Consider the following 18,026-nt stretch of genomic DNA (forward strand, 5'->3'; position numbering starts at 1 on the left):
GGCGTCACGGCCCTAGTGGGCCGGCCCGGCGAGTGCCCGCAGCAGGCGCTCGTCGAACCGCACCAGGGACCAGTCCCGGCGGCTGTCGATGTGGGCGTAGCCGTGGGTGATCCGGCCGGTGGCGACCGGCACCAGCGCGCCGTTGCGCAGCACGGAGAGGTCCAGCCGGGAGGCGTAGGTGAAGTCCTTGAAGACCTCCTCCACCGTGAAGGAGATGAACAGCTCCTCCTCCATCAGCGCCTCGCCGAGCACGGTGACCGAGGAGTGCGGCACCACCGGGATCCAGTCCTGCTCGGTCAGCAGCGTCCGGATCGAGGCGCCGCGCACCTCCAGGAACCGGTCGACGGCGTCCTCCATCACCCGCAGCAGGCCCGACATCTGCAGCCGCTCGGTGAAGTGGCAGTAGAAGTACGGGACGCGCCAGCGCCACACCTCGGTGTTGCCCTCCGAGCGGAGCAGCCCGACCGCGAGCTCGGGGGTCAGCGCGCCCCCGGCCGGGGCCTGCCCCGCCCCGCCGCCGAGCCGCCGCACCGTGTACGGCGCGGTGGCGGCCGGGCCGCCCTGGCAGCCGTCGTCCTGGCGGAAGACCACCCGCACCCGGGAGGTGACGGCCGCGACCGCCTCGCCGCCGCGGTCCACGGTGAACTGCACGGTCAGCGCGAGCTGCCCCTCCGGGCCGCGCGCGTCCCGGCCCTCCGAGGGCCGGACGGTGGCCGTCACCAGGTCGTCGATGTGCAGGGCGGTGGCGATCCTGGTGTCCAGGCCGACCAGCTCGGTGCCCAGGCCGTGCTCCTCGTAGAGCGCGCCGACCCGCAGGCCGCTCTCCCGAAGGTGCGTCAGCACGGCTTCCTCGACCAGGTAGTTGACGTGCTTGAAGCCGATCCAGGTACAGATGTTGCAGCCCTCGTAGCGTGGCCGCAGGGTCACCGTGGTGGTGCGGTCGAGCGCGGGGCCCAGATCGAGTGCGGTGGTCATGTCGGTCGCTCCTCTGCGTACGTGAACCGCGCCCCCGAGCCGTGGCGGACGGCGGGCGGGGCGGGATGGACGGGGCGGGTGTGGAGGGTCTCGGCGAAGAAGGCGTCCAGGGCGGCGGTGAACGCGGCGGCGGCCTCGACCATGGCGAAGTGCCCGGTCTCCGGGAGGACGGCGAGACGGCCGTCCGGCAGGCCGGCCGCCAGGGCGGAGGCGTCGCAGGGCGAGGCGGCCTGGTCGTCCTCGCCCGCGACGACCAGGCAGGGGCTGCGCAGCCGCGCCAGCCGCAGCGTCGGGGTGCGCAGGTAGGTCTCGAAGAACCGCAGCCAGCCGTACGGGCCGATCTGGTTGCGCACGTGGCGGCCCATCCCGTGCAGCACGTCGGCCTCCAGCGGGGAGCAGCCGCACATCAGCCGGCGCGCGGCGATGCCGGTCTCCAGGAAGCGCTGGAACTCGCCGAGGTAGTAGGAGGCGGTGTCCCAGTGGAAGGCCTCCGGCGTGGGCCGGTAGAAGGGGGAGAGGAACACCGTCGCGGCCGGCGGGCGGCAGCCCTCCAGGACCAGTGCCTCCAGCACCAGGTTGGCGGCGAAGGAGTGCGCGACCACGGCGTCGAAGCGCTCGTCCAGGAGGTCCGCCACCAGGCGGACGCAGCCCGGGTCACGGGCCCACTCCCGCTCCCCGTTGAACCGCCAGGGCAGCCGGGCGGTCCACAGCTCGAGCTGCGGGCCGGCCAGCGCCCGGTACAGGTGCCAGATGTTGTCCCCCGCGCCCATCCCGTGCAGCATCAGCACCCGGCGGGAGCCGGTGAGCAGGCCGGGCCGCATGAGCTGCAGCTCTGGTCCGGTCACGCCGCACCCGCCGGTGCGCCGAGCAGCAGGGTGGCCACCGCGTCGTCGCCGGGCCGGCCCGCGGTGGCCAGGGTGGCGGCCCCGGCCGGGCGGGCGGCGGCGGCCGCGCACTGCAGCACGCCGAGCGCCCCGGAGGCGCCGCCGAGCAGCTGGCCGAGGTCGTGGACCGCGGCCCCCGCGAGGGCGGGCGGCGTCGGGCCGTCCGCCCCGTCGGTCAGCCAGAGCGAGACCGGGGGCAGCGTGCCGAGCGCCTCCAGGCCCTCGGCCAGGGTGGCGGTGCGGTGGTAGCCGCCGAGCCGGAGCCCGGGGCGGGCGCCGCGCGCCCGCGCGCCGCCCTCCTCCTCCAGGACGACCGCCGCCGCGCCGTCGAACAGCGGGCCGGTGGCGCCGGTGAGCGAGCGGAGCACCGGCGTGTCCGGCTCGACGCCGACCACCAGGGCCCGGCGGGCCCGGCCGGCCAGGATCAGCCGGCGGGCCCAGTGCAGCGCGTCCAGCCCGGAGGTGGGGCCGTTGCACAGGGTCAGGTTGGGCCCGCCGAGGCGGAAGCGGATCGCGGTGGTGGAGGCCGGGACGTTGCTGGAGGCGTTGGGCAGGGCCATCGGACTGAGGTGTCCGGTGCCCTGACGGGCGATCAGTTCGGCGGCCTCGCAGACGGTGTCGAGGTTGCCGTGGTTGCTGCTCACCACCACGGCGCAGTCCTCGGGCGGGCCGTCGCCGCCGGAGGTCGGCAGGCCGGCGTCCGCCAGCGCCAGGTGCGCGGCGGCCAGTGCCAGGCAGGTGGCCCGGTCCTTGTACCGCAGGCCGCGCCGGCCGAGCACCTCGGCCGGGTCGGCGGGCTCCGCCGCCGGTTGCCGCACGTCCGGCCCGCCGTCCGGCAGCAGCTGCCGGAGCTCGCGCAGGCCGGTCCCGAAGACGGCGGCCCCCGTCACGGTCACCGAGGCCACCTCAGACCGTCCCTTCCACCAGGGCGACCGCGTTGAGGCCGCCGAATCCGAATGCGTCGATCTGTGCGACCCGGACCGGCCGGCGCCGTTCGGCGCCGAGCACCAGGTCCAGTCCGGCGGCCTCGGGCACCAGCTCGCGCACGCCGCTGGTGGGCGGGATCCGCCCGGTCCGGACGGACTCCACCGCGACGGTCAGCGCCATCAGCCCGGAGGCCCCCGAGGTGTGGCCGGTGGCGGCCTTGACGGCCGTCACGGTGGGCCGGTGGCCGGCGAAGGCCTTGCTCAGCGCGGTGGCCTCGGCCTCGTCGTTGAGCAGGGTGCCGGTGCCGTGCGCCATCACCAGGTCGACCTCCCCGGCGGTGAGGCCGGCCCGCCGGTGCGCCTCCCGGACGGTGCGCAGGATGCCCTCCGGGTCGGGGGCGGTCACGTGGTGGGCGTCGCAGCCCAGGGCGACCGAGCGCAGCACCGCCTGGGCGGGCCCGCCGCGGCGCAGCACCACCGCGGCCGCGCCCTCCCCGAGCAGCACCCCCTTGCGGCCCGGGTCGAACGGCCGGACGGCCTCGGGGTGGCCGGGCTGGACCCGGTCCAGCAGGCCCAGCATGCTCTCGGTGACCGAGTCGACCCCGGCCACCACCACGGTGTCGGCCTCGCCGGCGGCCAGCAGGTCCTCGGCCAGGCCGCAGGCGTACAGCGAGGCGGCGCAGGCATTGGCGAAGGTGTGGGTGCGGGTGGCGCCGAACCGCTCGCGCAGGGCGGTGCCGAAGTACAGCTCGGCCGGGTCGGCGGTGGTGCCCGCCAGGTGGTGCAGCTCGGCGGTGCGCAGTTCGCGCAACCCGGTGCCGACCAGGATCGGCACCGTGCGGAGGTCCTCGACGCCGGCGTCGGCCGCCGCCAGCGCGACCGCCTCGCACAGCCAGGCGGTGGCCCGCAGCGGCAGGTCCGCGCCGCCGGCCGGCCGGTCGTCGATCTCGTAGGCGTGGCGCAGACCGAACCGTTCGCGGTCGAAGGCGCGCAGCGGGGCCAGCGCGGTGCGGCCGGCGCACAGCGCCTCGAAGAACTCGGGGACGGTGCGACCCAGGGCGCTCACCACGCCCCGGCCGGCGATCCGGGCGCCCTCGGGCAGCCCGCCGGGTGCGGGGTTCACTCGTCCTCCACGCGGCCGAAGAGGGTCACCGCGTTGTTGCCGCCGAAGGCCAGCGCGTTGTTCTGGACGATCCGCAGCTCGGCGGGCCTGGCCTGGTTGGGCACGCAGTCCACGGCGCACTCCGGGTCGGTCTCGACGTGGTTGATGGTGGGCGGGATGAACTGTTCGGCGATGGCCAACGCGCTGGCCGCGGCGGCCAACGCGCTTGCGGCGCCCATGGAGTGACCGATCATCGACTTGATCGAGACGGTCGGCGGCGCGTCCTGGCCGAAGACCTGGTGGATGGCGGCCGCCTCGGTGACGTCGTTGGCGCGGGTGCCGGTGCCGTGGGCCGAGATGAAGTCGACCTGGCCGGCCTCGATCCCGGCCGAGGCGTGGGCGATCCGCATGCAGCGGGCGATGCTGTCCCGGTCCGGGGCGACGGGGTGGTGGGCGTCGCAGTTCAGCCCGTAGCCGAGCACCTCGGCGTAGATCCGGGCGCCCCGGGCGCGGGCCGCGGCGAGGGACTCCAGGACCAGGATCCCGGCGCCCTCGCCGGTGAGGATGCCCTCGCGCGAGACGTCGAACGGGCGGCAGCACTCCGGCGCGATGGTGCCCAGCCGGTAGAAACCGGCGAAGGTCTTGAGGCAGACGGCGTCCGCCCCACCGCACAGGGCCACCTCGACGTCCCCGGCGCGCACGGCGTCGTAGCCGTGCCCGATGGCGTAGTTGCCGGCGGCGCAGGCGGTGGGCATGGCGACCGCCTCGACGTCGGTCAGGCCGAGCTCGCGGGCGACCCCGGTGGCCAGCCGGACGGTCGGCACCCGGCGGGCGACCACCGGGTCGCCCGCCGAGGGGCCCGACCGGACCTGCGCGCCCACCAGGGCGTCGAGGTCGCGGGACTCGCCGTCGGTGGTGCCGACGGCGACCAGCGCCCGCCGGGCCCGCAGGCCCGGCTCGTCGAGGCCCGCGTCCCCGGCGGCCATCCGGGCGGCCGCCGCCGCGAACTGGGCGGCCCGGCCGAGCTCTTCGGGCCGGTGCCGGTGGAGCCAGTCGGCGGGTTCGAAGCCGGCCACCTCGCAGCCCAGCGAATGGGCGAACCCGTCGGTGTCGAACGCGGTGATCGGCTTCGCGGATCCGCGCCCGGCCCGCAGGCCGTCCAGGAATGCCCGCGGGCCGATGCCGATACTGGTGACGGCACCGATTCCGGTGACCACGACCCGCTGCTGCGGATCGGTGACTCGGCTGGTCATGTCAACTCCCCACGTATGTGAGCGCGGTCCGGCGGTCCGGGTGGTCAGTCGGTGACGTCGGCGATGACCGCGAAGATTCCGTCGAGGTTGACCATCCGGCTCAGCTCGCCCTGGTCGATGGTCACCGAGAACTTCTTCTCCAGACCGGCCAGGATCTCGATCGCGCGCAGCGAGTCGGCCCCGTGGTCCTTGAAATAGCTGCTGTCGGTCAGCTCTTCGGGATCGATTTCGAGTACATCGCAGACGATGTCCTTGATGACGGTGCGGCGCTCGTCGGTCAATGCAGCCATGTTTATCGCCTCCGGGTGTCAACGGGTATCGGCTTGGCTGCCAAGGTATTCGGGAGGCCTCCGCGTGCGGCCCGATGTGGCAGCTTGCTGCTAGTCGGTGATCTTGGCGGGCCGTCGTGCCGGGCGGATTCCGGCATTCGAGACGCCGGCTGTCAACCAACTCCCGTGGACTGTGGCAAGTCTGACAATCGCCGGTTATGCTGCCGTGGCAACTCTGGACACACGCGACACACCAAACGGGGGCCCACGTTGCAAGGTCAGGACCTTGTCGGCGAACGGAACGTCGGATTCCACGGAACTCCGGCCCACCTGTCGGTACGAGGGGAGGCGGTCCAACTAAGGGAGGTCGAACCCTGTTCCCTCTCGCACGTGCGCAGAGAGCTGTTCGAGAGATTCCGGCTGGAGGCCTCCCGTCGCCCGACCGAGCTCTGGGACGCCTGGCCCGAGGAGGGCCATCTGCTCCCGTCGTTACGATTACTCCAGGGCGAGCTGTTAGCCGGCGGGCACCGGGTGTCCGCGCTGTGCGGCAGCGACGCCGCGCTCCAGCGGGACGGTCACGTGGCCCGGCTGGGCGACGAGGGCGCCGACGTGCGGGTCACCGGGGCCCAGCTGCCCGAGGTGATCGTCCTCGACCGCCGCATCGCCATCCTCAGACCGCACGACGGCCGCTTCGCGGAAAAAGTGCTCGTCATTCGCAATCCCTCCATAGTCTCCGCCCTGTGCAACACGTTCGCCGCGCTCTGGCAGTCGGCCGTCACCTTGGACGTGTTCCGGAGTTGCGGACTGGACCTGGAGGACGAGACCACCGTGCAGGTGCTCGAACTGCTGGAAGCCGGCTGCAAGGACGAAACCGCGGCGCGGAAACTCCAGATGTCCGTCCGCACGTACCGAAGGCACGTCGCCCGGGTGATGGACCACCTCGGTGCGGAATCGCGTTTCCAGGCGGGTTCACTGGCCAACCGGATGGGACTCCTGCACACCATCCAGCCGCGCGGAGAAACCCGCAAGACCTGTAGCGGATGAATCCGGCGCACTGAATTCGGCAGGCCTTCGGGAAAAGGGCGGTGGGGGGGGGGGGGGGGGGGGGCCCCCCCCCCCCCCCCCCCCCCCCCCCCCCCCCGCCCGCCCGTCGCAGCGCCGATCCACCGCCGTACCCGAAGCGCCCGTCCTGAGAGGCTCCTGTGCGCCGCCTAGCGCTCCTGCTCACCACCCTCGCACTAGCCGCCGGCCTCGCCGCCCTCGGCGGCACCATCGACCGGTCCCGCACCGGTACCGATCCTGGACAGCGCCGACCCGAAGCCGTCCCCGCCCCGGACTCCCCCACCCCTGCCCGGGCCGATCCACTGGGGCGCGCCATCGCCGCCGACCAGCAGCGCCTGCGCGCCCTGCCGGACGACGCCACCACCTGGGCCAGGCTGGGATCCGAGTACGTCGAGCAGGCCCGGCTCACCGCCGACCCGGCCTACTACCCCCAGGCCGAACAGGCCCTCCGCCGCTCCCTCTCCCTCGCCCCGCACACCAACGCCGAAACCCTCACCGGGCTCGGCGCCCTGGCCAACGCCCGCCACCTCTTCGACCAGGCCCGCGACCACGCCGAGCGGGCCATCGCCGCCGACTCCGCACACTGGCCCGCGTACGCGGTCCTGGCCGACGCCCGGACCCAGCTCGGGGACGACCTCGGCGCGACCGAAGCGGTCCAGCAGCTCCTCGACCGCCGGCCCGGCACCGCCTCGTTCACCCGCGCCGCCTACCATCTCGAACAGCACGGCCGCACGGAGGACGCCCGAGCCGCTCTGAGCCAGGCCCTGGCCTCGGCCCACGCTCCCGCCGACCGCGCTTTCTGCCACCACCAGATCGCCGAACTCGACTGGAACGCGGGGCACTTCGACGAAGCCCTCAGCGGCTACCTGAACGCCCTGGCCGCCGACCCGTCCTACACCCCCGCGCTGGCCGGCCGGGCCCGCGCCGAGACCGCCCTCGGCCGGACCGACGAGGCCGTCCGCGACTACACGGCCGCCATCGCCCGGGTACCGCTGCCCCAGTACCTGCTCGAACTCGGCGAGCTGCACGAGTCTCTCGGCCACCAGGACCAGGCCCGGGAGCAGTACCGACTCCTCGCCGCCGAGCAGCGGCTGGCCGCCGCCAACGGCGTCAACGACGACCTCTCCCTCGGTCAGTACGAGGCCGACCACGCAGACCCCGCCGAAGCCGTCCGCCTGCTGCGCACCGAGTGGTCCCGGCGCCGGCACGCCCTGGTCGCGGACGCGCTCGCCTGGGCCCTGCACCGCACCGGAGCCGACGCCGAGGCCCTCGTACTGGCCGAGCAGAGCCTCCAACTCGGCTGGCGGAACGCCCTGTTCGAGTTCCACCTGGGCGAGATCGAGCTCTCCCTCGGCCACACCACCCAGGCCCGCACCCACCTCACCCGGGCCTTGACCACCAACCCCGCCTTCCACCCCCTCCACGCCGCAACGGCCCGCACCGACCTGGCCTCCCTGCCGGACTGACCCGACTACCCTTCCCCCCGGAAGAGCACGGCGGCCTCGGCCCCGTACGCGCACACCCCCTCGACGCGCCATCGGAGACGCTCCACCTCCCAGCCCCGGCGTGCGAGGTCGTCGGAGGGGTCGGGTCATCGCAGCATCGTCACCTGACCGGACGGCCGGTCGCCATCCGTCTCCCCGGCGGGACCGCCGGGCTCAGACCAGCGTGGGCGCGAAGTAGTCGCGCAGGCGGGCGATCTTCCCGTCCCGGAGGCGGAACACCTGCACCAGGGAGACGGCCTCCTCCGCGCCGTCCTCCCCGTCGAACACGGTGTCGATCTCCGCGATGAAGACGTCCGGGTCGCCGGTGGTGTGCAGCACGTACCCCGACTTCTCGAGGTTCGGCGCCTTCGGGCCGCCCACCGGCCGCGCGTAGTACTCCGCCAGCCCGCTACGGATCGCCTCCCGCCCCGCCATCCGCCGGGGGAAGGCCGAGCCGTCGGGCAGCAGTGGCGCCTCCAACACCCCGTCCTCGGTGAAGAGTTCGGCCAGGGCGGCGGCATCGCGCGTCATCGCACCGGCGTATACGTAGCGTTGGAAGATCTCCTGCGGCGTGGCGGACACGACGGGCACCTCGTCTCTCGTACGGACCGGCAACACCACCAGCCAACCACACTCAGGGCCGCGCCTCCGGGAGCCCCCTCCAGAGCGCGACGTGGTCGGTGGGCAGTGTGCCGCCCGGTGAGTACGCCCGGTCGCGCTCCAGCGCGAGCACCGTGCCGTCCGCGAACAGGACGGCGTGCAGCCCGCCCTCCGGCGTGAGCCAGACCTCCGCCGCGCTCCGGAACTGGTGCCCCGTCAGCCGCAGTGCGACGACAGCCTCCCCCTCCCTGACCACCAGGGTCACCTCCGCCCCTGGCCCGGGCAGCGTGGCCACCTCGCCCACCGCCCGCCAGAGCTCCTCGAACGGCACGACGACCTGCGGCTCGCTCGGCGTAGGCACCGCCACGGCCCGCGCGACCTCCGCCACCACCGGCCCGAGCTCCACCCACTGCTCCGGCTCCTCCGCAAGTACCGCGCCGAGCAGGCGGAACGGGCTGTCGAAGTGCGCCGACCACCACTCCGCCAGCGCCTCGACCGTCCGCCGCAGTGCATGCTCCCGCCGCAACGCGGCCATCTTGGCCTTCACGGTCTCCCGGTCGATCCCCGGCTTCCGCCCCGCCACCACCCGCCTCCTCTCCCGTCCACCGACCGCCATTCTCACCCGCCCCGGCCCCGATCCCTGCCCCCGCCTCCGTCACGCGGGTACTGTGGTCCCATGACGCTGCGTCAACTGGACCCGCTGCTGCTGGACGCCGACCTCGCGGACTGGCTCGAAGCCACCGCCGCCAAGGCCGGCCTCAGCACGGCCGAGTACCTGACCGGCCTGGTCGCCGCCGACCGCCATCACGGCGACACCCTCGACCGCGCACACCGCCTCGCCGCCCCGGCCTACCGCACCTGGGTCGACGCCGGCCGCCCGACCGACCACGGCCTCACCCCGGACGAGGTCTTCGGCTCCTGACCACGTTCAGGCCCGGCAGCACGTACGCCCGGAGAACGGTGCCCGCGATCCTGGCCTCACCGTCGGCGCTCGCGTCGGGACGTCCCTTTCCCCGACCGCGTGTACACCCACGACCGTTCTACGGCCCCGAGCACTTCCCCCCACCTCCCCCAACCTTTCGACGACCGGCCAATCGCCTTGCCCCACCTGGGAATTCCCGCCCACGGACCGTCCCCGAACTGCCATGCTGTGCGGGCACCGCCGTCGCACCCACCGCGTGCCCCTCCGAGGAGCCGTCATGTCCCGCAGCCCCGCCCCGCTCCCCGAGCTGCCCGACTGGCCGGAGCTGCTGCGGGAGTTCGGCTGCCCGGCCGCCGCCCTCGCCCGCCCCCACCCCACCTGGCTCCGCCACGCCGGACGGTCCGGCACGAACGGCCTGACCCACCAACTGGACCTCAGCTACTACGAGGACCGCACCCTGCTGGCCCGCGTCACCACCCACCGCATGCCCCTCACCCTCGACCCCACCACCCTCCTCCACGACTTCCTCTCCACCACCACCTCGGGCCCCAACCCCCCGGCCACTGGCACCGGCTGGCTCTTCGTCGACGGCAGCGCAGTCGAGGGCCGACGCCTCACCCTCGGCGACCACATCCTCACCATAGCCACCATCACCACCGAAACGGTCGCCGTCACCAGCACCGCCACCCTCCACGACGAGGCCGTCCACCTCACCCTCCACACCCCGCCCTCCCCTCAGTTGGATTCCAACTGATCATCCAGGAGCTGCCGATCCGGCGCATCCTCGGCATGGCTACCGGCGGCGCGTACCAGGAAGGTTGAACTACCTCCTGCGCAGGAGCAGTTGTACCGCTCGCGCGCGGTTGCCGTCCATCGTGGAGACTTCCAGCCGCTGTTCCTCCACCGGCTCGAAGGCGGCCAGCAGAGTCCGCAGGTCGGCGAGGTCGTGGTGCCGGCAGACCGCCCCGTCGCCGGTGCGGAAGACCCCGTACGGACCGCCGAACTCCCGGGCGTGGTCCGCGTACCGGAGCCGGTTGCGTTCGTCGTCCTGGAGCAGCAGATCGCTGACGTAGAGCAGACCACCGGGTGCCAGAACCCGGTGCAGTTCCGCGACCAGCGCGCGCTGGGCCTCCCCGTCGGGCACGCAGGTCAGCACCGCGAACAGCAGCGCCACGTCGAAGCTCCCGGTCTCGGCCGCCAGCGCGGGCGGGGACTCCAGGACGTCGAACCGCGCTTCCGGCACGGCCCGGCGGCCCCGCTCGATCAGCACCGGCGACAGGTCGACCCCTGACACGTCACGGAAACCGGACACGCTCAACTCGGCCATCAGGCGGCCGTATCCACAGCCGTAGTCCAACACCCGGGCGTCCCGGTCCGCCCCGGCCAGCCAGTCGAGGTTCAGTGGGTGGGTGAACGTCTTCGTCGCGCCGACGCCGTCCCAGTACGCGCGCTGATCACTGAAATCTGTCATGCGGACGCAGCATAGTGCCACCCCCGCCGGCGCCTGCGTCTCCGGCAGCTCCGGCAGCTCCGGCACGTGAACCCAGCGCCGCCGCGAACGCGGCCAGCAGGCGGCGTGAGGCTTCCCGCGTCGCGGCCCGCGTCATCCCCGCCGCGTGCGGCGAGAGCGTGCAGTACGGGTTTCCGGCGAGCACCGAGCCGTAGGCGGCGGCGCCCTCCCGGTCGAAGACGTCGACGCCGGCGGCGGCCAGGCCCGCCGACGGGTCGCGGAGGACGAGGTCGAGGGCGGTCTCGTCGACGACGCTCGCCCGGGCGGTGTTCACCAGTACCGACCCCGGGCGCATCAGGCGCAGCTCCGGCTCCCCGATCAGGCCGGCCGTCTCCGCCGTGGCCGGCACGTGCACCGAGACGACCTCACACGCCGTCAGCAGTTCGGCCAGCGAACCGACCCGGCGTCCCGGCCAGCCCTCCGCGCGTTCGGGCGTGAAGCGGGGCGAGCCGTGCACCAGCACCTCCGCGCCGAAGGCCGCCGCCAAGCCGGCCACCTGCCGGGCGATGGCTCCCGTGCCGACCAGGCCGAACCGCGCGCCCGCGAGACCGGTCACGGGGAGGCCCGCGGCGGCGCCCGTCCAGTCGCCGTCGTGCAGGGCGGCCGAACGGCGGGAGACGCCGCGCAGGGCGTCGAGGGCGAGGGCGAGGGTGAGTTCGGCGACGGCGGCGGCGTTGGCACCGGGGGTGGTCAGGAGGGTGACGCCCAACTCCCGGGCGGCCAGGTGGTCGAAGGTCTCGGAGCCGGTGGCCGCGCGGCCGGCCAGGGTCAGGCGCCGTCGCAGTCCTGGGGCGGTGGCGCGGGTCAGGACGGTGCGGGTGAGTGGGATGCCGGCCCGGCACTTGAGGGCCTCGTAGCCCCGGCCGCCGTCCTCCAGGTGGGTGGCGAGCTGCTCGGGGTCGAAGCCGTCGAAGTCGACGGTGTCGATGGAGGGCCGACGTGCGGAGAGTCGCTCGCGCAGGACGGGGTCGGTGACGCGGCGGAGGTTGACGGTCGGCCGCAGGCCCATCGCCTCGAGGGCCGCCAGCTCGGCCAACGCCTCGTCAGGTGGCGCGGGGTCGACGACCAGTACCCGGCCGTTCACGGCCTCCTCGCGGAGAGGGCGACGGCGGGCAGGATGGCCAGTGAGAGCACGCCGCCGGTGAGGGCGAGTGCGGGGTAGCTGGTGGCGGAGACCATCAGGCCGGAGGTGATGCCGCCGGTGGCGCCGGCCAGCGCGATGGTGACGTCCACCATGCCCTGGGTGCGGGCCCGGGTCGCCAGCGGGACGGTGTCGGTGATGATCGTGGTGCCGGTGACCAGGCCGAAGTTCCAGCCGATCCCGAGCAGGGCGAGGGCCAGGGCGAGCAGGCCGACCGAGTCGGCGGGGGCCGTGGCGGCGATCAGTCCGGCGGCCAGCAGGGTGGCGCCGGAGGCGAGGGCCAGCGGCATCCGCCCGTAGCGGTCCACCAGCCAGCCGGTCAGCGGGGAGGGCAGGTACATCGCGCCGATGTGCACGGCGATGACCAGTCCGGAGGCGGCGGTGCCGTGGCCGTGGTCGTGCATGTGGACGGGGGTCATCGTCATGACGGCGACCATCACCAACTGGGTCACCACCATCACCAGCACGCCGAGCATCAGCCCGCCGGAGCCCGTGGTGCCCTCGGCGGCCGCCTCCGTCCGGCCGGGCGTCGCGGCGGCGGCCTCCTGTTCGGAGGCCAACTCCCGTGCCAGCAGCAGCGGATCGGGCCGGAGGAAGAGCGCCAGTACGCAGGCCGCGAGCGCGTAGGCGGTCCCCGAGAGCAGGAACGGCCCGGCCAGTGCGGGGATGCCGATCGCCTCGGCGAACCGTCCGGTGGGCTCGGCCAGGTTGGGTCCGGCCACTCCGCCGAGGGTGGTGGCGACCAGGACGGTGGAGACGGCGCGGGCGCGGCGGTTCGGGGCGGCCAGGTCGGCGCCGGCGTAGCGGGCCTGGAGGTTGGTGGCGCTGCCGGCGCCGTAGACGAAGAGCGCGAGGAAGAGCAGGACGGGCTGGTCGAGGACGGCCGCAACGATCACCCCGGCCGAGCCGAGCGCGCCGACCAGGTATCCCCCGGCCAGGCCCGGCCGCCGTCCACCGGTCTGCGAGATCCGGCCGACCGCCACGGCGGTGAGCGCGGACCCGCCGGTGAAGAGCGCGCTGGGCAGTCCGGCCAGGCCGGTCGAGCCCAGCATCTTCTGGGCCAGCAGCGCGCCGACCGTGATCCCGGCGGCGAGGCCGGCGCCGCTCAGGATCTGCGAGGCGACCAGCACCCGCAGGACGCGGCGCTGGGCAGCGGCGGCCCGGTCCGGTATCGGGACGACAGGGCCGGTGCCGGGGCCGGGGCTGGCGGCGGGGCTGGTCATGGTTCTCCGTGACGGTGGTCGGGGCACCCTGACGGGCGCGAACACGTGCACCGCCGATCGTGCCAGGCGCGGGCGCCGCCGCACCCACCCAGGTCCCAGGTCGGGCGGACGTCAGAGACCAGCAAGCCGGAGAGCCGGGACTGACGCGGCATCAGAACCGCTTCCCTCTCCCGGGCGGGCGTCACGGACCGGCGGCCGGGAACCCGGGTGCTGACAGCAGGTCGGCCGCTGGAACCGTTCGACCGTGCGCAGCCACAGCTCGGCCAGCAACTCCGTCCGTTGCGGAAAGCGGCGACAGCGAGGCGCACCGCCGCGTCGCTGTACCGGGAGGGCCCGGGCATGGAGAGGAGGGTATCCCTCCGCCCGGTAATGGAGTGACCTCTCCAACACCGGGCGGAGGGCACCTCGGGGGCGGTGCCGGACGCCCGCGGACGAGCCGCCGGACCCGGAACTCAGCCCTGGCGGGCCTTCGCGCGCGGGTCCTTCCGGTTGATGACGTAGACCTTGCCGCGGCGGCGCACGATCTGGGCGCCGGGCTTGTTCTTCAGCGATCGGAGTGAATTGCGGACCTTCATGGGAACCCCTTCCGCTCGTTCCACGACCCGCTCATGCCGGCCGCACTCCGCCAACACGTGCCCCGGACCGTTCATTCCACCGTCGTTGCTCCGAAGTACGAGGATCACCCGAAAACCGGATGACGGCGAGGGCCGGTCCGGGGCAGGCTCCGCACCGATGAACGAAGTGAACGATGTACCGGAGAGCGGGCGACGGTACGCGGCGGCCGACACCATGGCGGGGATGCTGCAGCGGGGCCGGGGCGGTGGTGCGGTGCTGGCCGCCCAGGACCCGGTGGCGGCCGCCGAGACCGTGTACGACTGCGTGCGGTACGACTGGCGGTGGGACTCGGTGGACCAGCGGGACGTCTACCTGGCGCGGCTGCTCCGGGACCTGGAGCTGCCGCTCGGCCCGGTGGTCGAGCTGCTCGCGGGTGACCAGAAGGCGTGCGAACGCGCCGCCGGCGTGCTGGAGTTGCTCGCGACGGCGGGATCGCGGCAGGCCCGGGACGCCCTGCGCACCCACGTACGGGAGGGCGAGCACTGGCTCGAACTCCTGGATTCGGTCACGGACCACCGGCCCGGCGCGTGGTGGCGGGACATGGCCGAGGTCGCGTACGCCAGGCTCGCGCGGGACCCGCAACTGCCCTCCGACGCAGCGGAGATCGTACGGTTGCTCTTCGATCCACCTGCCCGCCGGCACCACCCGCACCGCCTCCGGGAGGTCGAGCTGACACCCACGAGCCGGCGCCTGATCGCGGTCCTCGCCGATCCGGACGAACCCGACGGCACGAAGGGCTGGGCCCTGCGGATCCTCTCGTACCGCGCGCCGGAGCCGGACCTGCTCCCCTTGGTGCCGTCCCTGGGCACCCGCGACGGCGAGTACCAGCTGCCGTTCCTCTCCAGGGCCGTCGAGCGGTGCGGGGCCCTCGCCCTGGCGGCCGCCCGTGCGTGGGTCGCGGACGACCGGAGCTGGCTGGTCTGGATCGGCCTCGACGTGCTGGCCTCGCACGGCGAAGCCGTCGACCTCCCGGTCCTGACCGCGCACCTGCGCACCGAGCTGGAGCACCGCGAGTGGTGCGGCCCCAAGCTGCTCACGGCCGGACTGGCCCGCTTCGGCTCCGCGTCCGCCGAGGCCGTCCCGCTGCTGCGCCGCCTCTGGCTGGGTACCCCGCACTCCTACGAACGGCCCGACTACCTGCGGGCGTTGGCCGCCGTCGACCGGACCGGCCTGGACCGCGCGTACACCGAGTCACTCTGGGACTGCGAGGAGCAGGCCCGGCTGCTGGCCGTCGCCGAGGCCCCGGACCTGCCGCAGGTACGGGAGCGGCTGGCCCGGTTGGCTGACGACCCGTTGGAGACCCCGGAGGTCCGCCGCGCGGCGCGGGCCCGCCTCGGCGGCGGCTGAGCGCGGTCAGCCCTGACGTTCCTCCGGCCGGTCGATGGTGGCGCGCAGGCGCTTCTTGTCCGGCTTGCCGACGGGGGTGAGGGGGATCTCGGGGACCAGGTGGAGGGCCTCCGGTGCGTAGATGCGGCCCTTGTGGGTGGTGACGAAGGCGCGGAGGTCCTCGAGTTCGGGGTGCTGCCCGGGGGCGGGGACGACCACGGCGTGGACGTGCTCGACCTCCTGGTCGTCGCGCAGGCCCAGCACGGCGGCCTGGGCCACGGCCGGGTGGGTGAGCAGCAGGTCCTCGACCTCGGAGGGGTGGACGTGGCCGCCGACCACGATGATCTTGTCCGAGCTGCGGTCGGCCAGGTAGAGGTAGCCGTCCCGGTCGAGGTAGCCGATGTCGCCGGTCTTCAGCCAACCGTCGCGCAGCACCTCGGCGGTGAGGTCGGGCCGCTTCCAGTAGCCGGCCATCAGGCCGCGCGAACGGACGTGGATCTCGCCCTCCTGGTCGGCCGGCAGGGCGGCGCCGGTGGCGGCGCGGACCTCGACCTCGACGCCGGGGAGCGGTCGGCCGACGGCGATCCGGCCGTCGTGTCCGACCCGGTCGTGGTCCTGGGGTTCGAGGACGGCGATGTTCATCGCCTCCGACATCCCGTAACCGCTCGTCAGGATCGGCCCGAAAACCTCAAGTGCCTCGCGCAGGCGGGTCGGTGAGGCGACGCTGCCGCCGTAGCTGACGCGGTGCAGGCTGGAGAGGTCGGTGCGGGCGATCGCCGGGTGGTCCAGCAGGCGGTGGAGCAGCGCGGGCAGGACCCAGAGGTCGGTGATCCGCTCGCGCTCGACGGCGGCCAGCACCGCGCCGGGCTCGAAGGAGCGCTGCAGGAAGACCTGGCCGCCGTGGTGGAGCGTCAGGTCGCTGAGCACGCCGGCGAGATGGGCGAGCGAGGTGGCGGCGAGGAAGCGGGGTCGCTGGCCGGTGGTGGGGCCGAACGGGACGTCGAAGGCCCGGCGGTAGGGCCCGTGCAGGCTGAGGATGCCCTTGGGGATGCCGGTGGTGCCGCCGGTGTGCCGGATGCCCAGGTGGTCGTCGGGGCCGACCAGCACGTCCGGGGGCGAGGCGGGCCGGGTGGCCGAGGCGGCGATCACGTCCGCGCCGATCGGCTCCTCGTCCGCCTTCGGGCCCGGGCCGAGGGTCAGCACGGTCGGGACGTCGACCAGGGCGAGCAACTCCGCCGCGCCCGCGTACCGTTCGGCGTCCACCAGGAGGACGGCGGTGTCCACGCTGCGGACGATCTCGGCGAGCACCTCGACGCTCATGCCGTCGTAGAGGTTGACCACCCGCGCGCCCGCCAGCCCTGCGGCGTGCCGGGCGCCGAGCGCCTCGGGGGTGTTGCCGGTGAGCAGGGAGACGGTCGTGCCGCGGCCGACGCCCCGGGCCATCAGCTCGTGGGCCAGCCGGTGGGTCGCGGCGACGTACTCGCCCGCGGTGATCGCGGTGCCTTCGGCGGTGGTGATCGCCGTGCGGTCCGGTTCCCGGGACAGGGACCGGAGGATCAGGGCGGGGGCGCTGACGAACTCCGCGTCGCTCATGGCCGGTGCCTCCTGGGGTCGATGGTTTCGTTGGTGTCCGAAGCGCCAGCCTAGTCGAGTGATCCAGTACGGCAAGCGGCTTTGCCCGCAACGATCCTGACGGAGCCTCAGTTCGACAGCTGCCCGAGTTCGTGGCGGACGTACCACTCGGTGCCGGTCAGCGCCTCCCGCTCGGCCGCACCCATCGCGGCCAACCGGCCGGGCAGCGCCCCGCGTTCGACCTCGCTGCGGTGGGCGAAGATCGCGCACAGCTTGGTCCGCACCCACGGCCGGACGTCCACCTCCTCCCCCACCAGCCCGTCCGGCATCGCGTACAGCACCCTGCCCGGCTTGGCCAGCCGGCGCCCCAACTCCCTCGCCACGGACTCCGGATGGGTGGCCGCATAGACGGCAGCGGGCCGCCAGGCGGGCCCGGCCTCGGGGTGGAGCAGGCCGAGCCCGGCCGCCTCGGCGGCGAGCAGGGTGACCCGGTGGGTCTGGCGGTGGTCGGGGTGCCCGGTCAGGCCGCCGTACGCGTCATGGGTGAGCACCGCCTCGGGCCGGAACTCCCGGATGTGCGCCACCAGCCGCCCCACCGCCTCCTCCAGCGGCACGTCGCACCAGCGGACCGCCCCCGGCGCCGACTCCGGCACCTTGGCATCGGCGTACCCGAGCAGCCGCGGCTCCCCCGCACCCAGGATGCCCACCGCCGCCGCCAACTCCCCCGCCCGGCCGGTACCCGCCGCCCAGGTCGCGGTGACCACCGCCGTCCGCGCCCCGGCGGCGGCCCGGGCGGCCAGCAAGCCGCCGGCTGCCAACGACTCGTCGTCCGGGTGTGCGAACACGGCCAGTACGCTGCCCGCCGTCTCCAGTGCCACAAGTCCCCCTCTTGCCAAGGTGGTTCACCACACTACAGCGCCCACGAAGCACCGCTCCCGCAACGTGGTGAGCGACACCGAGGACCAGGGCGAGAGCCTGCCGGAGCTGCGCCGAGTGCCCGGGGGAAACCGGAATCGGGCCCTGCGCGGCCAGAGCCGGTTCGGTCGGGGAAGGGCGGCAGGACCACCGTCCTCTACGTGACGGTCCGCACCCCCGTAGGCGCCCCGCCACGGCGCTTCCGGAGCGGGCCACGGGCCACTAGGGTTTCCCCGCCCACTCATGA

General features: G+C 74.0%; 19 protein-coding genes. 5 read left to right on the forward strand and 14 right to left on the reverse strand.

Going from position 1 to position 18,026, the window contains the following annotated elements; translation table 11 throughout:
• Positions 1-12: 12 nt before the first annotated feature.
• The 6 genes from ACZ6ZR_RS20130 to ACZ6ZR_RS20155 are packed head-to-tail and all read right to left on the reverse strand — an operon-like array spanning position 13 to position 5,430.
• Positions 13-975: an acyl-CoA thioesterase family protein gene (locus ACZ6ZR_RS20130; protein WP_465644117.1), complete on the reverse strand. Its 963-nt coding sequence runs from the start codon at positions 973-975 to the stop codon at positions 13-15.
• The gene (locus ACZ6ZR_RS20135) at positions 972-1,820 is read right to left on the reverse strand and encodes an alpha/beta hydrolase (protein ID WP_465644118.1); all 849 of its coding nucleotides are present in this window, start codon (positions 1,818-1,820) and stop codon (positions 972-974) included. Before ACZ6ZR_RS20135 ends, ACZ6ZR_RS20130 begins: the two co-directional genes overlap by 4 nt.
• Positions 1,817-2,755 carry a beta-ketoacyl synthase N-terminal-like domain-containing protein gene (locus tag ACZ6ZR_RS20140; RefSeq protein ID WP_465644120.1) on the reverse strand — a complete coding sequence of 313 codons (939 nt, stop codon included), beginning with the start codon at positions 2,753-2,755 and terminating at the stop codon, positions 1,817-1,819. The genes ACZ6ZR_RS20135 and ACZ6ZR_RS20140 overlap by 4 nt, the downstream gene beginning before the upstream one ends.
• A gap of 10 nt (positions 2,756-2,765) precedes the next feature.
• Positions 2,766-3,908 carry a beta-ketoacyl synthase N-terminal-like domain-containing protein gene (locus tag ACZ6ZR_RS20145; RefSeq protein ID WP_465644121.1) on the reverse strand — a complete coding sequence of 381 codons (1,143 nt, stop codon included), beginning with the start codon at positions 3,906-3,908 and terminating at the stop codon, positions 2,766-2,768.
• Positions 3,905-5,140: a beta-ketoacyl-[acyl-carrier-protein] synthase family protein gene (locus ACZ6ZR_RS20150; protein WP_465644122.1), complete on the reverse strand. Its 1,236-nt coding sequence runs from the start codon at positions 5,138-5,140 to the stop codon at positions 3,905-3,907. The genes ACZ6ZR_RS20145 and ACZ6ZR_RS20150 overlap by 4 nt, the downstream gene beginning before the upstream one ends.
• Positions 5,141-5,184: 44 nt before the next feature.
• Positions 5,185-5,430: an acyl carrier protein gene (locus tag ACZ6ZR_RS20155; protein WP_465644124.1), complete on the reverse strand. Its 246-nt coding sequence runs from the start codon at positions 5,428-5,430 to the stop codon at positions 5,185-5,187.
• A gap of 369 nt (positions 5,431-5,799) precedes the next feature.
• On the opposite strand from ACZ6ZR_RS20155, the gene ACZ6ZR_RS20160 reads away from it, so the two are divergent.
• Together ACZ6ZR_RS20160 and ACZ6ZR_RS20165 are read left to right on the forward strand one after the other, a co-directional pair.
• Positions 5,800-6,453 (forward strand): helix-turn-helix transcriptional regulator, encoded by a 654-nt coding sequence (locus tag ACZ6ZR_RS20160; RefSeq protein WP_465644125.1) that lies wholly within the window; start codon positions 5,800-5,802, stop codon positions 6,451-6,453.
• Between the two features lie 158 nt (positions 6,454-6,611).
• Positions 6,612-7,937 (forward strand): tetratricopeptide repeat protein, encoded by a 1,326-nt coding sequence (locus ACZ6ZR_RS20165; protein ID WP_465644127.1) that lies wholly within the window; start codon positions 6,612-6,614, stop codon positions 7,935-7,937.
• A gap of 192 nt (positions 7,938-8,129) precedes the next feature.
• Here the strand turns inward: ACZ6ZR_RS20165 and ACZ6ZR_RS20170 are convergent, their stop codons facing one another.
• The gene (locus tag ACZ6ZR_RS20170) at positions 8,130-8,537 is read right to left on the reverse strand and encodes a nuclear transport factor 2 family protein (RefSeq protein ID WP_465644128.1); all 408 of its coding nucleotides are present in this window, start codon (positions 8,535-8,537) and stop codon (positions 8,130-8,132) included.
• 52 nt (positions 8,538-8,589) lie between these two features.
• Positions 8,590-9,138 (reverse strand): hypothetical protein, encoded by a 549-nt coding sequence (locus ACZ6ZR_RS20175; RefSeq protein WP_465644130.1) that lies wholly within the window; start codon positions 9,136-9,138, stop codon positions 8,590-8,592.
• Positions 9,139-9,231: 93 nt separating this feature from the next.
• Between ACZ6ZR_RS20175 and ACZ6ZR_RS20180 the strand changes: the two genes are divergently transcribed.
• A complete protein-coding gene (locus tag ACZ6ZR_RS20180) occupies positions 9,232-9,477 on the forward strand; it encodes a hypothetical protein (RefSeq protein WP_465644131.1) in 246 nt (81 codons plus the stop codon).
• A 277-nt stretch (positions 9,478-9,754) separates the two neighbouring features.
• Entirely contained in the window at positions 9,755-10,231 is a 477-nt protein-coding gene (locus ACZ6ZR_RS20185) for a hypothetical protein (protein WP_465644133.1), read from the forward strand.
• A gap of 69 nt (positions 10,232-10,300) precedes the next feature.
• Here ACZ6ZR_RS20185 and ACZ6ZR_RS20190 read toward each other — a convergent pair whose 3' ends face one another.
• The 4 genes from ACZ6ZR_RS20190 to ykgO form a co-directional block, all read right to left on the reverse strand.
• Positions 10,301-10,948 (reverse strand): class I SAM-dependent methyltransferase, encoded by a 648-nt coding sequence (locus ACZ6ZR_RS20190; protein ID WP_465644134.1) that lies wholly within the window; start codon positions 10,946-10,948, stop codon positions 10,301-10,303.
• Positions 10,932-12,071, reverse strand: coding sequence for an NAD(P)-dependent oxidoreductase (locus ACZ6ZR_RS20195; protein WP_465644136.1), 1,140 nt, complete (start codon positions 12,069-12,071; stop codon positions 10,932-10,934). Before ACZ6ZR_RS20195 ends, ACZ6ZR_RS20190 begins: the two co-directional genes overlap by 17 nt.
• On the reverse strand, positions 12,068-13,351 hold the full coding sequence (locus ACZ6ZR_RS20200; protein WP_465644137.1) for an MFS transporter: 1,284 nt from the start codon (positions 13,349-13,351) through the stop codon (positions 12,068-12,070). Before ACZ6ZR_RS20200 ends, ACZ6ZR_RS20195 begins: the two co-directional genes overlap by 4 nt.
• A 452-nt stretch (positions 13,352-13,803) precedes the next feature.
• Complete coding sequence (gene ykgO, locus ACZ6ZR_RS20205) at positions 13,804-13,926, reverse strand: type B 50S ribosomal protein L36 (RefSeq protein WP_465644139.1); 123 nt, start codon at positions 13,924-13,926, stop codon at positions 13,804-13,806.
• 157 nt (positions 13,927-14,083) lie between these two features.
• Between ykgO and ACZ6ZR_RS20210 the strand changes: the two genes are divergently transcribed.
• A complete protein-coding gene (locus tag ACZ6ZR_RS20210; RefSeq protein WP_465644140.1) occupies positions 14,084-15,313 on the forward strand; it encodes a hypothetical protein in 1,230 nt (409 codons plus the stop codon).
• Positions 15,314-15,319: 6 nt separating this feature from the next.
• On the opposite strand, the gene ACZ6ZR_RS20215 is transcribed toward ACZ6ZR_RS20210, so the two are convergent.
• Both ACZ6ZR_RS20215 and ACZ6ZR_RS20220 read right to left on the reverse strand, forming a co-directional pair.
• Positions 15,320-16,885, reverse strand: a complete 1,566-nt coding sequence (locus ACZ6ZR_RS20215) for an AMP-binding protein (protein WP_465644141.1) — start codon at positions 16,883-16,885, stop codon at positions 15,320-15,322.
• 107 nt (positions 16,886-16,992) lie between these two features.
• Positions 16,993-17,709 carry a PIG-L deacetylase family protein gene (locus tag ACZ6ZR_RS20220; RefSeq protein WP_465644142.1) on the reverse strand — a complete coding sequence of 239 codons (717 nt, stop codon included), beginning with the start codon at positions 17,707-17,709 and terminating at the stop codon, positions 16,993-16,995.
• Positions 17,710-18,026 lie beyond the last annotated feature (317 nt).

The sequence above is a fragment of the Kitasatospora sp. NPDC088742 genome (assembly GCF_055584905.1).